13 protein-coding genes are annotated in these 13,174 nt (G+C 58.6%); 9 read left to right on the forward strand and 4 right to left on the reverse strand.

Annotation, left to right across the window (positions count from 1 at the left end; translation table 11 throughout):
- Positions 1-62: 62 nt before the first annotated feature.
- The gene (locus FMN63_RS01935) at positions 63-869 is read right to left on the reverse strand and encodes an AraC family transcriptional regulator (protein ID WP_148582249.1); all 807 of its coding nucleotides are present in this window, start codon (positions 867-869) and stop codon (positions 63-65) included.
- 342 nt (positions 870-1,211) lie between these two features.
- Here FMN63_RS01935 and FMN63_RS01940 point away from each other — a divergent pair, with 342 nt between their 5' ends.
- The 6 genes from FMN63_RS01940 to FMN63_RS01965 are packed head-to-tail and all read left to right on the forward strand — an operon-like array spanning position 1,212 to position 7,434.
- Complete coding sequence (locus tag FMN63_RS01940) at positions 1,212-1,796, forward strand: GtrA family protein (protein WP_148582250.1); 585 nt, start codon at positions 1,212-1,214, stop codon at positions 1,794-1,796.
- 9 nt (positions 1,797-1,805) lie between these two features.
- Positions 1,806-2,594: a glycosyltransferase family 2 protein gene (locus FMN63_RS01945; RefSeq protein ID WP_148582251.1), complete on the forward strand. Its 789-nt coding sequence runs from the start codon at positions 1,806-1,808 to the stop codon at positions 2,592-2,594.
- A gap of 10 nt (positions 2,595-2,604) precedes the next feature.
- A complete protein-coding gene (locus tag FMN63_RS01950; RefSeq protein ID WP_162529960.1) occupies positions 2,605-3,543 on the forward strand; it encodes a lysylphosphatidylglycerol synthase domain-containing protein in 939 nt (312 codons plus the stop codon).
- Entirely contained in the window at positions 3,540-5,012 is a 1,473-nt protein-coding gene (locus FMN63_RS01955) for a hypothetical protein (RefSeq protein WP_148582253.1), read from the forward strand. Before FMN63_RS01950 ends, FMN63_RS01955 begins: the two co-directional genes overlap by 4 nt.
- Positions 5,012-5,770: a glycosyltransferase family 2 protein gene (locus tag FMN63_RS01960; RefSeq protein ID WP_148582254.1), complete on the forward strand. Its 759-nt coding sequence runs from the start codon at positions 5,012-5,014 to the stop codon at positions 5,768-5,770. Before FMN63_RS01955 ends, FMN63_RS01960 begins: the two co-directional genes overlap by 1 nt.
- Positions 5,767-7,434 carry a hypothetical protein gene (locus FMN63_RS01965; protein ID WP_148582255.1) on the forward strand — a complete coding sequence of 556 codons (1,668 nt, stop codon included), beginning with the start codon at positions 5,767-5,769 and terminating at the stop codon, positions 7,432-7,434. Before FMN63_RS01960 ends, FMN63_RS01965 begins: the two co-directional genes overlap by 4 nt.
- Before the next feature lie 66 nt (positions 7,435-7,500).
- On the opposite strand, the gene FMN63_RS01970 is transcribed toward FMN63_RS01965, so the two are convergent.
- Positions 7,501-7,878: an HAD hydrolase family protein gene (locus tag FMN63_RS01970; protein WP_148582256.1), complete on the reverse strand. Its 378-nt coding sequence runs from the start codon at positions 7,876-7,878 to the stop codon at positions 7,501-7,503.
- 199 nt (positions 7,879-8,077) lie between these two features.
- Between FMN63_RS01970 and FMN63_RS01975 the strand changes: the two genes are divergently transcribed.
- Positions 8,078-8,908, forward strand: coding sequence for a TolB family protein (locus tag FMN63_RS01975; protein ID WP_148582257.1), 831 nt, complete (start codon positions 8,078-8,080; stop codon positions 8,906-8,908).
- Between the two features lie 19 nt (positions 8,909-8,927).
- Here the strand turns inward: FMN63_RS01975 and FMN63_RS01980 are convergent, their stop codons facing one another.
- Positions 8,928-9,848 (reverse strand): DMT family transporter, encoded by a 921-nt coding sequence (locus tag FMN63_RS01980; protein ID WP_148582258.1) that lies wholly within the window; start codon positions 9,846-9,848, stop codon positions 8,928-8,930.
- Between the two features lie 147 nt (positions 9,849-9,995).
- Between FMN63_RS01980 and FMN63_RS01985 the strand changes: the two genes are divergently transcribed.
- Positions 9,996-10,838 carry a LysR substrate-binding domain-containing protein gene (locus tag FMN63_RS01985; protein ID WP_148582259.1) on the forward strand — a complete coding sequence of 281 codons (843 nt, stop codon included), beginning with the start codon at positions 9,996-9,998 and terminating at the stop codon, positions 10,836-10,838.
- A gap of 43 nt (positions 10,839-10,881) precedes the next feature.
- Here FMN63_RS01985 and FMN63_RS01990 read toward each other — a convergent pair whose 3' ends face one another.
- Positions 10,882-11,232: a carboxymuconolactone decarboxylase family protein gene (locus FMN63_RS01990; protein WP_148582260.1), complete on the reverse strand. Its 351-nt coding sequence runs from the start codon at positions 11,230-11,232 to the stop codon at positions 10,882-10,884.
- A 410-nt stretch (positions 11,233-11,642) separates the two neighbouring features.
- Here FMN63_RS01990 and FMN63_RS01995 point away from each other — a divergent pair, with 410 nt between their 5' ends.
- Positions 11,643-13,013, forward strand: coding sequence for a hypothetical protein (locus FMN63_RS01995; RefSeq protein WP_148582261.1), 1,371 nt, complete (start codon positions 11,643-11,645; stop codon positions 13,011-13,013).
- Positions 13,014-13,174 lie beyond the last annotated feature (161 nt).

The following is a 13,174-nucleotide window of genomic DNA, read 5'->3' on the forward strand; positions in this document are numbered from 1 at the left end:
CGCTCCTTTCGGAACGCTATTGGCATGGACGGATCCGGGAGCGATTGGACAAAAGTGAACCGTCAGTGCCGTTTCAGCGCGCCGGGTGTCACGCCATAATGGCGGCGAAACTGCCGGATCAAATGGGCCTGATCACAGAACCCCGCTTCGTGGGCAGCCTCAGCGGCAGGAACGCCATTCAGTAACAACCGTTGCGCATGATCCACACGGGCCTGGACGATCAGGGCGTGCGGCGTCATGCCGGTGGCGCGTCGGACACTTCGGATCAGATACGACACGCTGAGATTGGCTTCGGCCGCCAGATCATCAAGGGTCAGAGGCTCGCCGGACTCGACCGCCGCCATCACTCGCGCCCGCACCAGACCGACTGCCGCAGGTTCGCGGCCGGCGGCACGCAGGTCCGCTCTGCCATAGCGAGTGAACGCGACGGAGAGAACATCGTGAACAGCCTCTTCCACTGCCAGGGTCCGGTCAGCCGACGCGGGCATGTTCAGAAAACGGGCAAGGCCACCGAGCGCTCGTGCCAGCCGAAGGCCGCGATCCCGGGGAGCGACCTGGTTGAAGCCGCGCAGCTCTTTCAGGTCGAGGATCGCGCGAACCGCCTGTTCGGACGCATAGAGCATATTGTAACGCACGTGGTTGGTCGCGGCATGCCCGGTATGGGGCTCCTCGGGATTCATGAGCGAAAGCGACCCCGCAGGAAGCGTCATGCTCTCTCCGCGGCAAATGTAACCGCCGGCACCAGCGGCGATGGCGCCTATGGCAAATCCTTCGTGCGCGTGCCGGGTGAAGGTCTGCCGACTGAACGAAGCCTCGAAGAGCTGAACCCCGTGATGCCAGTCGAGATGGTGATAGCGATTGCCCTGCATCTCAGGAAAATAGCATCGTGGAATTGTCTTGGTAAGGTCTTGGATGGGCTCTTTCCACCCGTTTGCAGCGCGCTGTTTGAACGGCAGCTTCGGGTGCTGCCGAAACCCATGAAAGACAAATCTCACTGACAATAAGACGACATCACAGCTCGGCCTTGCGCGCGTGCTGACACCGGCCCGATGGGTCGACCCATTGTCAGATTCACCGATTAACGGCATCGAAATAATTCGTCCCTAGGGTCTCGTTACGTGAGGGTGGGTCGTTTCGGTCGCGAAGGTCGGCGAAAACGGCTCGCTTGTTTTCAGGATTTGAACAGGTTTTTCCGATGCCGGCCGAAGGCAATGTCAGCACATGGATCGACTGTCATTCCCGTGCGTGCTGACGGTGGCAGCATGAAGCACGTCGGAAGCGCATCGATCGTTGCGGAACGTGACGGCAAACAGAAGTCAGGGTTGTCTTCCTTGAACCGTTACAACGCAATCGCAAAACGCTTTTCTGGATTTGCCCTGATCTCCGGGATCGGCTGGTGTCTGGATTTCCTGACCATGGCAACGCTCACGCAGAGCGGGCTGCCCGTGTTCTGGGCAAATTTCATCGGTGCTTTCTGTGGCGTGACCTTCGTCTTCTTTGTTGCCGGAAAGCACATTTTCGAAAAGGCCGGCAACAGATCAACGGCGACCCTCCTGGTGCTTTACTGGATCTGGCAGGTCGTTGCGGTGACGGCCGCCTCGGCCCTGACAGCCGCCTTGAGCTGGGCCCTGATGTCGCTGCTGGAGGCCGTGGGCGGAATGTCCGTTGTTGCCGGTTACGGTCTGAAACCGGTGACCTTGTGTGGCATCAGCGCCAAGATGCTGGTCACGCCCTTCACCCTTGTCGCGAATTTCTTTTTCATGCGGTTTCTACTCGAATACCGCAAGTCAGATTGAGGGGCCTCCATGACCGGCCGCGTTCTTGTTTTCATTCCCTGCTACAACTGCGAAGCGCAGATCCCGCGTGTGCTGAAACAGCTTGAAGCGCCGGAGGTGCGGGCCGTTGTCGATGGTGTGCTGTGCGTCGACAACCGCTCGACAGACGGCACGCGCGAAGCAGCGCAAGCCGGATTGGCGAACCTCGGCTATGCCGAAACGGCCCTGCTGCACAACGACGACAACTACGGCCTTGGCGGGTCGCACAAGGTTGCGATCAATTTCGCGATGGTGAACGGCTACGACTATCTGGTCGTGCTGCACGGCGACGATCAGGGCTCGATTGCCGACCTGGTGCCGCATATTGCCGCCGGCCGCCACAAGGACCTCGATTTCCTGATGGGCGCGCGCTTCATGAAGGGCTCGAAGCTGGAGGGCTATTCGCTGGTGCGCACGGCAGCCAATCATGCCTTCAACCTGATCTTCTCGGCAATCAGCGGCCAACGTCTCTTCGACCTCGGCTCCGGGCTGAACCTGTTCCGGGTGGAGGCCTTCAAGTCCGGTTTTCACCTGAAATATGCCGACGACCTGACGTTCAATTATTACCTGATCCTGGGTGTTGTCCGAAACCGGTTCCGGTTGGCGTTCTTTCCGCTGACCTGGCGTGAAGACGACCAGATCTCCAATGCCAAGCTCAGCAAGATGGGGGTCCAGCTGCTGCGTATCGTCGGCTTCCGTCTGTTCAGTCCTGCGGCCTTCTTTGCCGCCGATCACCGGCAGACAACGCGCGCCGCCTATCCTTCGACGAGGATCGCCTGAGGTGCGGACCTTGCGGATATTTGCCCGGTCGCGGCACGCCAGGCAGCCAGCAGGCCTTGCCCTGCATTATGCGGTCCTGTTCGTGCCGTTCGGCCTTGCCGTCTGGTGGCTGGTTGAGCAGGGCCTGGGCGAGCTCACCGGCAAACCCTGGCAGGCTCTTGTGCTGGCAGGGGGCATCTATCTCGGCTCTCATTGCGTGCGTGCCGTTCGTCTCGCCATCATGGCCTCGCGGCTGCTTGGCATTTCCGGGCGTTCCAGCGCGCTCTTGCATATTGTGACCAGCCCGGGCGCCCTTGTCATTCCGTTCAAGCTTGGCGAGATCCTGAGGCTGCATCAGCTCTGGTATCTGGGCAAAAGCTTTCCCGGCGCGCTGATCATCATCCTGCTGGAGCGGTTTTTCGACGGGCTGATGATCCTGGTTCTGCTTGGCGTCGTCTACGCCTATCACGGACCGCTGGCCACCGGCCCGATGGTTCTTCTGGCCGTAACCAGCATTGCCGTGCTGGCAGGCCTTGTCGTCTTCGTGCTTGGGCCGGGCATCTTGCAGGCCCTGCAGCACTACGTGGTTCTGAACCACCGCAACCCGAACTCACTGCGGCACCTCGGCCAGCTTGATGGTCTGCGCCAGATCACGACACGCGGGGCCGACCTTTTCCGCGTGCAGGGGCCTGTGCTGCTGGTCATGTCCATGGTCATCTGGGGCCTGGAGGCGCTGGCCGCGACTGTCCTGGCCTTCACCTCGGCCGACTTTGTTGGAACCAGCGGGATCGTGCTCCTGGCGGAACGGGTGTTCGAAGGGCCTGTTGGCAGCTTCCAGGGGGCCGTCGGCACATGGAGCAGCCTGTGTCTTCTGTCCCTTGCCCTGGTCTGGCCGCTTGCCATGTGGATCTACCTGCCGCGCGTGCGCAATGAACCGCTGCGCGCCCAGAACAGGACCGGTGTCTTATGACAAAAGCACTTTCCGTAATTCTAGACGACCGGGATCCGCAGGCCGAAAGCGTGCGTGCCGCGCTTGGCGAAGTCCGGTTTTCCGACATCATGCGCCGTCGCCAGACCCTGGCGAAGGAACTGACAGCCATGTCCCTGGAGGCCGGAGCGGAAGCGGTCGAGCATCTGACGTCGCGGGAAAGCGGGGTGGAACTTGCCGACCGTATCCGCGACCGGGGCGATGCGGCGATCTATCTGCGCGTACCGCTCTGCCTGCCACCGCTTGATCCGGAGGGCTTTTCGGTGCTTGTCCGCAAGGCCGGATACGCCTTGACGACGATGCTGGCCACTCCGGTCATCAACGACGAGGCCGTCGCTGTCCTGTTCCACACCGAGGCCGCATCGCTTTTGTGTGCGGAAACGCCCGAGGCCCGCCGCCTGCTGCTGCTGTCGCTGCGCGACCGCTCCGAGATCATCACGGATCACGCGCGGTTCATCGATATTCGCGAACCGCGCAATCTGATGCTGTTTCTGTCCGGCGCAACCGAGCTGCGCCATTTCAATTCCGCCCGCGCGGAAGACAATGTCTTTCACAAGCAATCCAGCGACATCGCGAAAATGCGCGCCGAATACGGCTTCTTCCATGCCGCACCACCGGAACTGCAGCGGTTTCTGTTGCCGACCTTTGGTTTCTGGGAGGACGGTAAGCAGGCGGGCTACCGCATGGAGCATCTGGCAATCCCCGATGCAGCGCTGCAATGGGTGCATCACTCCTTCACCGAAGGTGATTTCAAGGTCCTGCTCGATCAGGCCTTCAATTATCTGAACGCCAGAACACCGGGAAAGAAAGACCGGGTTCGTGCGGAAAAACAGATACTGGAAAAAATGGACAAGAGGATCGCGGCGTTCCTGGAAACCGAGCCTGGCAGGCAGACCAACCAGATCCTGGAACGGGCGGGGCCGCGCGGCGGTTTGCCCGACATGCTGGAGCAGGCACGTCCGTTCGTCCGCAAGGCGGTGGCCACCACGGATCAACTGGTGTTTTCCCACGGCGACCCATGTTTTTCCAACATCCTGTTCGATCGGCGGATCGGCTTGATGCGGTTGATCGATCCACGTGGCGCCTTGTCCGCGGACGATGCGATGATGCATCCGCTCTATGATGTGGCCAAGATCAGTCACTCCATTCTGGGCAGCTACGACTATGTCAACAACGGCCTGTTCCGCGTCTATCTGAACAAGGACCTGAGGCTGGAACTCGACTGGACGATTGCGCCTCCGGCAGATTGGGCCGAACGGCACTTCTGCGACAGGCTGGATGCGGAAGGCCTCGACATTGCCCACGTGCGTGCGGTCGAACTGTCACTGTTCCTGTCGATGTTGCCGCTTCACACCGACCACCCGGACAAGCTTGTCGGCTTTGCGCTGATCGCGGCGTCGATCCTCGATCAGCTCGAAAGCGGACAGAAACGGCAGAGAAAGGCCAGCTGATGAGCGGCATCGTGGCAATTACCATGGCAGGTCTCGGCAGCCGCTTCACAAAGGCGGGATACGAGCGGCCGAAATACGAGATCGAGGCGCTCGGCCGGCCGTTGTTCGACTGGTCCATGCTCTCGCTGGAAGCCTATCGGGAAGCCGGTTGGTCGTTCAGGTTTGCGGTGCGCAGCGGATTGAACGCGCCGGACTTCCTGACTGGCCGCTGCAAGGCGCTTGGTATCAAGGTCGACGGCATCGTCCAGCTTGACGAACTCACCGACGGACAGGCGACGACGGCTCTGGAACTGGTGGCCACAGCCTCTGAAAACCAGCCGCTCGCCATCTTCAACATCGATACCTATGTGGCCCCGGGTGCGATGGCGCCTGCGGATCCGGCGGTTTGTGCCGGACATGTGCCGTGTTTCCCCGGGCCGGGCGATGGCTGGTCCTTCGCGCGGACCGATGAGGACGGCCGCGTGGTGGAGCTGCGCGAGAAGGAGCGCATTTCCGATCATGCGACCGTCGGTCTCTACTGGTTCGACAGCGTCGCACGCTATCGGGACGTCTATGCCCGTTTCTTCCGTGCAAGCGGAGAGGAAAAGGGCGAGCGGTATATCGCGCCCATGTACAACCAGATCATTTCGGACGGAGCGGATGTCACCATCAGCCAGCTTGCGTTCGAAGATGTCGGCATGCTCGGCACGCCGGAACAGCTGGAATCCTTCATCATCTCCCCGCCACCTTCGGCAGCAAAGTGGACGATTGCCAAATGATTGCCCTTTCCACCTATGCCTTTGCCATTCTGCTGTTTCCGGCGCTTGTTGCGGTCTGGTACCTGCGCAAGGACTATGCTTCCGGCTTCGTCGGGCTGCTCTGTCTGTCGGGCGCCGTGGGACTGATCTTCGTCAGCGCCACGCTGCCGCACCTGTTCTATGATCATGAGCGCTATCTGCACGACCTCTGGACGGCTTTTGACGCGGCAAACAAGTCCGCAAACGGGCTGGCCTCGAGCGTCGACTATTTCAGCCTGATCGGTCCGGTGTACGACTGGGTCTTCCGGATCGGGGCCGGTCTGCGCCAGGTGGATGCGACGTCTATTCCCCTGGCAAACGCCATTTTCGCCCTGGCCACGCTGGTGCTGGCGGTTCTCACTCTGACGCGCCAGCTCAATTTCGGCACCCTTGGCCTCGTTGTTCTGATTGCTGTTGCCACGGCCGTGACGCCGCGCGAACCGGATACGATCTTCGCCCATACCAGCATGAGCTGGCTTGCTCCCTACAATCGTTGGGCGGCGGCTCTTGCGGCTGTTGTTACGGCGGCCTTTTGCTGTCCTCCCGGACGCAGGGGCGTGCCTGAAGCTTTTCTGCTCGGCGTTTCGATTGCCGTCGTCTGCCTGATCAAGGTCACTTTCGGCGCTGCGCTGGTCGGTCTGCTGGTTGCGGCAACGGTCTTCCGGAATGTTTCGCTAAAACATGCCGTCGTGGTTCTGATCGGCCTCGCGGCGTCCCTTGTGGCGGCTGAGCTGATCACCGGACAGGTCAGCGCGAACCTTGCGGACCTCAAGACCGTTTCCGCGTTTGCGAAGGAAACCTGGCGCATCATCAAGCTGATCACCCAGCTTGGGGAAGCGGCCATCTGGGCCATCGGCAGTGCCGCGCTCTATCTGCTGCTGTGTGAAAACAGCTCTGAGCCCAGGCGCTTTACGCCTGTCATTCTGATCCTGGTCGCAGCCGCCATGGCCTGCGTCATTCTCATGCAGAATCACTGGCTGTCGCAAAGCCCGATGTACGCGGTGCTTCCGGTCATCGCCGTGCAGTGGGCCGGCCTGTTCCGAAAGGACAAGGTTGTTGCGCAGCCGGGGGAAGTGGCATCGCAGGCTCTGACGCTGAACATTCTCTCGGTGGCGGCCATCGCAATAGCCTTGCTCTATCCTGTGCGTGATGGCGGGGCCATGGTCGCGCAGTTTCTGCAAAGCCGGCAATATCCTGCGGACGATCGGCTGGCTGGCACCGGACAGGCGGGCTTTGTCGTGAATCCGCGCAGGCAAGAGCAGCCCGAAGCGGAAGTGAACGTCGACTACAATCGGATGCTGGACGGTTTCAACCTGCTACGGGAAGCCGGAGCCGAAGAGCCGGATGCCGGACCCGTCCTGGCGCTCAACTTCTCCAATCCGTTTCCATCCCTTCTGAACAAGCCTTCACCCGCCAGGGCACCGATCTGGTTTCACGACGGCAGAACGTTCTCCAAGGATATTCATCAGCCGGAAGACGAGTTCTTTTCGGATGCGGAATTCGTGATCGTTGGGCACGGAGACCAATCTGGAGAAGCGCTTTGGGAAATCTACCAGCCCTACGTTCTGGAGCACTACCGGGAGGTTGCCCGCAGCCCGTTCTGGACCGTCTACCGAAAGAAGGGACAGGACAGTCAGGACCTTTAGGGGCCACGCCTTAGCCCGGGAAGGCGTCCGGTTCCGCAGGTGTCTGGCCGCGGAACCTATGCGGCGTCAGCTCTTGGGAGCGTTGTCGAGCAAGTCGTCGATTTCCGCTTTTGACAGACGGACAAATTCGTCCGGCCGGATGGCGCGGTCGTCGATATAGAAGCCCTCGTGACCGCACCAGGGTTTGCCGACGAAGATCTCGTCATAGGGAATGTCGTGTTTCTGCAGCCATTCGATGATGATCGGCACGGTGTGCGCCGTAATCTTGCCGACGTTGTTTTCGTGTGTCCGCATGTTGCGTGCGGTCTGGATCACGATCTCGAATCCCTGTTCCTTGTACTCCCGCAGCTTTTCAACAAGGGGCAGGTTCGGTGAAACGTTCCGGTAGTCGGAGGTATCCGCAAGGGTCAGGGTACCGTCCAGATCGATAACAAGGCGCTTGATGGGTTCAACTCCCCGCTGGTCCGGTTCCGCAGAGACCGGAAGATCATGAAATTACTGTTCGGGGTGTTGCTATACCCACAAATCATCAAGGCCGGGTAAAGCCCGCCGTCCGGGTTGGTTATGTCCGACAGCGTGCCATATCCGCCCTTTCTCAAAAGCGCAGTCCCGTGCCAAGCTCCGGAGAAATCAGGAGCCGCCGATGAAGAGCATTCTTGCAACGATCGATGTTGAAACCGCCACGGAAACCGTTCTGTACGAGACGGAGCACCATCTGGAAGCGCCGAACTGGACGCCGGACGGGGCGGCTCTGATCGTGAATGGCGGTGGCCGGCTCTACCGGTTTTCGCTCGATGATCCGAAGCTCCTTGAGATCGATACCGGCTTTGCCACAGCCCTCAACAATGATCACGGTCTGTCGCCGGATGGCTCTCTGCTGGCGGTCAGCGACGGGACGGAGACCGGGGCAAGCTGCATCTACACGCTGCCCGTGACGGGTGGTGCGCCCCGACGGGTCACATTGCAAACACCGTCCTATTGGCACGGCTGGTCGCCGGATGGCGAGACACTTGCCTATGTCGGCAAAAGGCCGGAAACCGGGGGCACCTTTCAGGTTTTCACGATTGGTATCGACGGCGGTGAAGAACGGCAGATCACCCGCGAGTTCGATCATTGTGACGGGCCGGACTATACGCCCGATGGCGAATGGATCTGGTTCAACGGCGAGCGGGCAGCGGCTGTCCAGCTCTGGCGGGTCCGGCCGGACGGCAGCGGCTTGCAGCAGATGACGAAGGACGAGCGGGTCAACTGGTTTCCGCATCCTTCTCCCAACGGCAGGACCGTTGCCTATCTCGCCTACGAGGTCGGTACGACAGGGCATCCGGCCAACAGAACAGTCGAGTTGCGCGTTATGCCCGCTGAAGGCGGTTCACCGCGCATCCTGCGGTCGCTGTTCGGCGGCCAGGGAACGATCAATGTTCCGTCCTGGGCGCCGGACAGCAGGCGTTTTGCCTATATGCGCTACGAAGTGTGACGGCAGGAGGTTGCGAGAGCTAGCGGGAGGCCGGAGGGATGATCTGCGGACCTTCGGCTGGGGTCACTCTCCGTACGCCCCACCGCAAGGTGACGGCAAGACTGGCCAGAATGATCAGTCCGAGGCCTGCAAGCTGCAGAAGGCTGATCAGATGGCCATAGGCAACGGCATCCACCAGCACAGCGCTGGCCGGATAGAGAAACAAGAGCACGGCGATCACGGGTGTTGTCAGTTTCGGCAGTGCCTTGTAGAGCACGACGTAAACACCGCCGGTGTGCACGAGCCCGATAACCGCGAGCCACCCCCACTGGCTGGCGGCCAAGCTCAGGGGGCTTGCCGGATAAAAGGCCGCGAGCATCACGGAACCGGTCGCGAATTGAACGGTGGCAAGCTGCGGTGCGGATATGCCGGTCAGTCCCTTGGCGATGATTGTCACGCCTGAATAAAGAAACGCCGCGGCCAGCGTTGACGCGAGCCCGATGACATAGGACCGGTCTGCTGCCAGCTCCATGCCGCTCAATCCCGTGGCCAGCGCAAGACCGGCCAGGGCAACGCCGATCCAGAGCATCGTGACCGCATGAAGCTTTTCCCGGAACACGAAAGCGCCCAGAAGCACCACGAGAAACGGCTGGATGTGGAAGGTGATGGTGGCAACGGCAATGCCCGTCCGCTGTATACCCTCGAAGAACAGCACCCAGTTCCCTGCCATCAGAACACCGCTGGCAACAGCCATGGCCAGAATGCGCGGTGACAGCCTGGCAAGCCGTGCCAGGTCCCCGCGATACTGGCAGTAGAACGCCAGGGCCAGGCCCCCGATTGCACAGCGATAGAAAGCGACGGTGACCGGGTCCGCACCGCTTTCCAGAACACACAGGCCGATCGTGCCAAGCAGTGTCTGTGCCGTGATGACGCCGAACATGCCTTCCATCTGTCTGGTCATGGGACGGGTCCTGACTGGCGGCGCTCAGCCGCTGCGCATAGATGCAACATCGGCGTGTTCTCGCCGTCTGCTGCTAAAATGAGGCCACTTTTATTGTTCGGTCAAACGATATAATTTGAAGATACTTATTGGATTTATTGAAGAATAATGCAGCTTGATCACGCCCTTCTGCGCACCTTCCTCGCCTGTGTCGATGCCATGAGCTTTTCGCGCGCGGCAACCCGCGTGCACAAGTCGCCGGCGACGGTGTCCATGCAGATTCAGCGCCTGGAAGACCGCATCGGCAAGCCGCTGTTTATGCGCGACACGCGCAATCTGGCCCTCACGCGGACGGGAGAGGAACTGGAAGGTTACGCCAGGAGAATCCTGCGCCTGCACGATGAGGCCGTCGAAGCCTTTCGCCAGCCCGAGATGGAAGGAGCAGTCACGATCGGAGCGCCGGACGACTACATCGCCGCCATGCTGCCAGATGTTCTCAGGCGGTTCGCCAGTCTGTTTCCGCGTGTCGAGTTGAACGTCGTTTGTGCCCAGTCGACGGCACTGCTGCCGCAGGTCGACGATGGCCAGATCGACCTTGCCATTGTCACGCGTACAGGCGGAACGGAAGGGCGGCTCATCCGCCGGGAGCCGATGGTCTGGATCAGCTCCCGCGATGGTCAGGCATTGGAACGGGATCCGCTTCCCGTCGCACTTTATGAGGCTGGCAGCCAGGCCCGCGCGGTTACGCTGGAGGCGCTGGGGCGTAGCGGTCTGCGCTACCGGTCCGCCTATTCAAGCTTCAGTCATTCGGCGCTGGTCACGCTTGTCGAGGCGGGCCTTGCGGTTGCCGCCGTCGTACAGATGGCCGTTCCTCCAACGGTCGAGCGTGTCGATCACGACCGCGGCCTGCCGCCCCTGGAGCCGCTGGACATCATCCTCGTGCGCAGCAAAGGCGCACAATCCAGTGCGTGCGAAGCTCTGGCAACCGCTCTGCTGGAAGGGGAGATGTGAGCGCACCGGCCAGCCGTCCGGCACGCAAAGGTCAGAGCTGTGCTCAGCCGTCGTCTTTCAGCCCGTCAAAGGCTGCTAGCGCCTCGGCTCCGTAGATCATCGAGGGGCCGCCGCCCATATAGACGGAGACGCCAATCACTTCGAGTATCTCGTCCCTGTTCGCCCCCAGGCGTGCCGCGGCGCGGGCGTGATAGGCAAGACAACCGTCGCAGCGGGCGGTGATGCCGATGGCCAGCGCGATCAGTTCCTTGGTTTTTGCGTCAAGCGTGCCGGGTGCAGTCGCGGCTTTCGCCAGGGATCCGAAACCCTTGGCGACCTCCGGAATGCCTTTGCGCACGGCGGCCATGCGTTCATCGGTTTGGGCCACAAACTCGTCCCAGTCGGAAACAGCCATGCTTCATCTCCATGTTGCGGGAAATTATGTCAGGCAACCTAGGCTGGGACTGCGATGCAGGCGTTGATGTGGCTCAAGCCTGCTGGCGAGGCCGCTCTGTTGTCGCCCTCGCGAGACGATGCGCGCTCTGCCTGCCTTGTGGGGAAGCGGCCAGCGCGCATCATCGGTTTCAGTTTGTTCTCAGCAAAGAACCATAATCCAGTGCGTGTGAGGACATGGCCATGGCTCTGCTAGAAGGGCGGGCGTAATCTTCAAAAAGTCATCAGAGTAAATAATGATTTTTACCAATTAAATCAGAATTATAGACTTTTTTGTCCAATCTTTTTCAAGTCAGGTTTCTAAGATTAAATTTTGACATTTCCCGCAAAAGTAGCACTCTTAATTACATAAATTAATTGGGGGGAAGCGTTATGAGGCCAGAATATCTCATTCAAGGAGAACCAGCTCGTTTATTTCCGGTACTGGCAACGACAAGCAAAGAAGGAAGAACGACTTCCATTTTGTTAGCCTGCTTGTCAAAAATAGATGAATTCACTCGAGAGTTACTAAGACCGATCGGGGTTTCTATGGGAAAACGAGCTAGCGTTGAATGTTGGACGGAAATTGTATTCAAAAATGAGAGTAAAGGAATAAAAGACCGTCCAGATGGCCTCATTATTGTAAGAAACGGAAAAAAGGAATGGCGTTGTTTAGTAGAGGCGAAGGTTGGTATTGCAGAGTTAACTTCAGATCAAATCGAAAAATATAGAAATTTGGCGAAAGAAAATGGAATTGATTGTGTACTCACAATATCCAATCAATTTGCAACTAGAGTTGATCATCATCCAATTGAAGCGGTTCGGAAAACACGATCTAAAATACCGATTTTTCACTGGTCGTGGATGTTTGTGCTAACCTCAGCAGACTTGTTGATTAAGACTAATTCTATTGAAGATCGAGATCAGTATTTACTCCTTGAAGAGCTTAGACGTTTTCTTACCCATGACAGCGCGGGTGTAAAAGGTTTTGATAGTATGCCCCCTGAATGGGTGGAACTTAACAAACAAGTATCAGCCGGTAGCAAGATTTCAACAAAATCAGAAATTGCCCAATCTGTACTCATTGCTTGGCATCAAGAAACGAAAGATCTTTCTTTAATACTCAGCCGTCTGACAGAGGCCGCGGTTTCGGAGCGCTTGTCACGTAAACATGCCGCAGATCCCAGCTTGCGCATCGCAGACGAACTTCAACATCTTAAGGAGCAATGTAAATTAGAGACGTGGCTAGATATACCGAATGCAGCTGCTCCTTTGGAAATTGTCGCGGATATTACGCGTCGTACAGTTGAGGTAAGCATGTCTATTTCAGCGCCTAAAGATAAGCAAAGTTCCAAGGCGCGTTTGAATTGGTTATTAAGGCAATTCAGGGAAAAGGTTCCAGACGATTTGCACATAAGATTCATATGGCCAGGCAGAAGTGAGAATAATCATGCTGATTTCAAGAGCTTGAAAGAAGACCCATCTATTATTGAGGTCAACAAAAATGGTTCTCAAGTACTGGGATTTCAGATTTTTATTTCTAGAAGACTTTCAAGTAGATTTACGCAGAGAAAGAATTTTATATCTGATTTGGAGGAAATTGTTCCCGAATTCTATCGAGAAGTTGGGCAGTTTATTGTGCCGTGGCGAGAAAAAGCTCCCCAAATCAAAAGCCAACGCAATGAAGCAAGTGATGTCACTGTACAGGCGCTTGAGGAAGAAAGCGAAGCCAACGCGGTATCCGGAAATGATAATTCGGCATAGTTAGCTTTCATAGGGAAGAATTACTTTGATTAGTACTCACGTCTAGGCGGGGACCGCGATGCAGGCGTTGATGTGGCTCAAGCCTGCTGGCGAGGCCGCTCTGTCGTCGCCCTCGCGAGACGATGCGCGCTCTGCCTGCCTTGTGGGGAAGCGGCCAGCGC

Origin of the sequence: Stappia sp. BW2 (genome assembly GCF_008107695.1) — a bacterium.
Taxonomy (GTDB): domain Bacteria; phylum Pseudomonadota; class Alphaproteobacteria; order Rhizobiales; family Stappiaceae; genus Roseibium.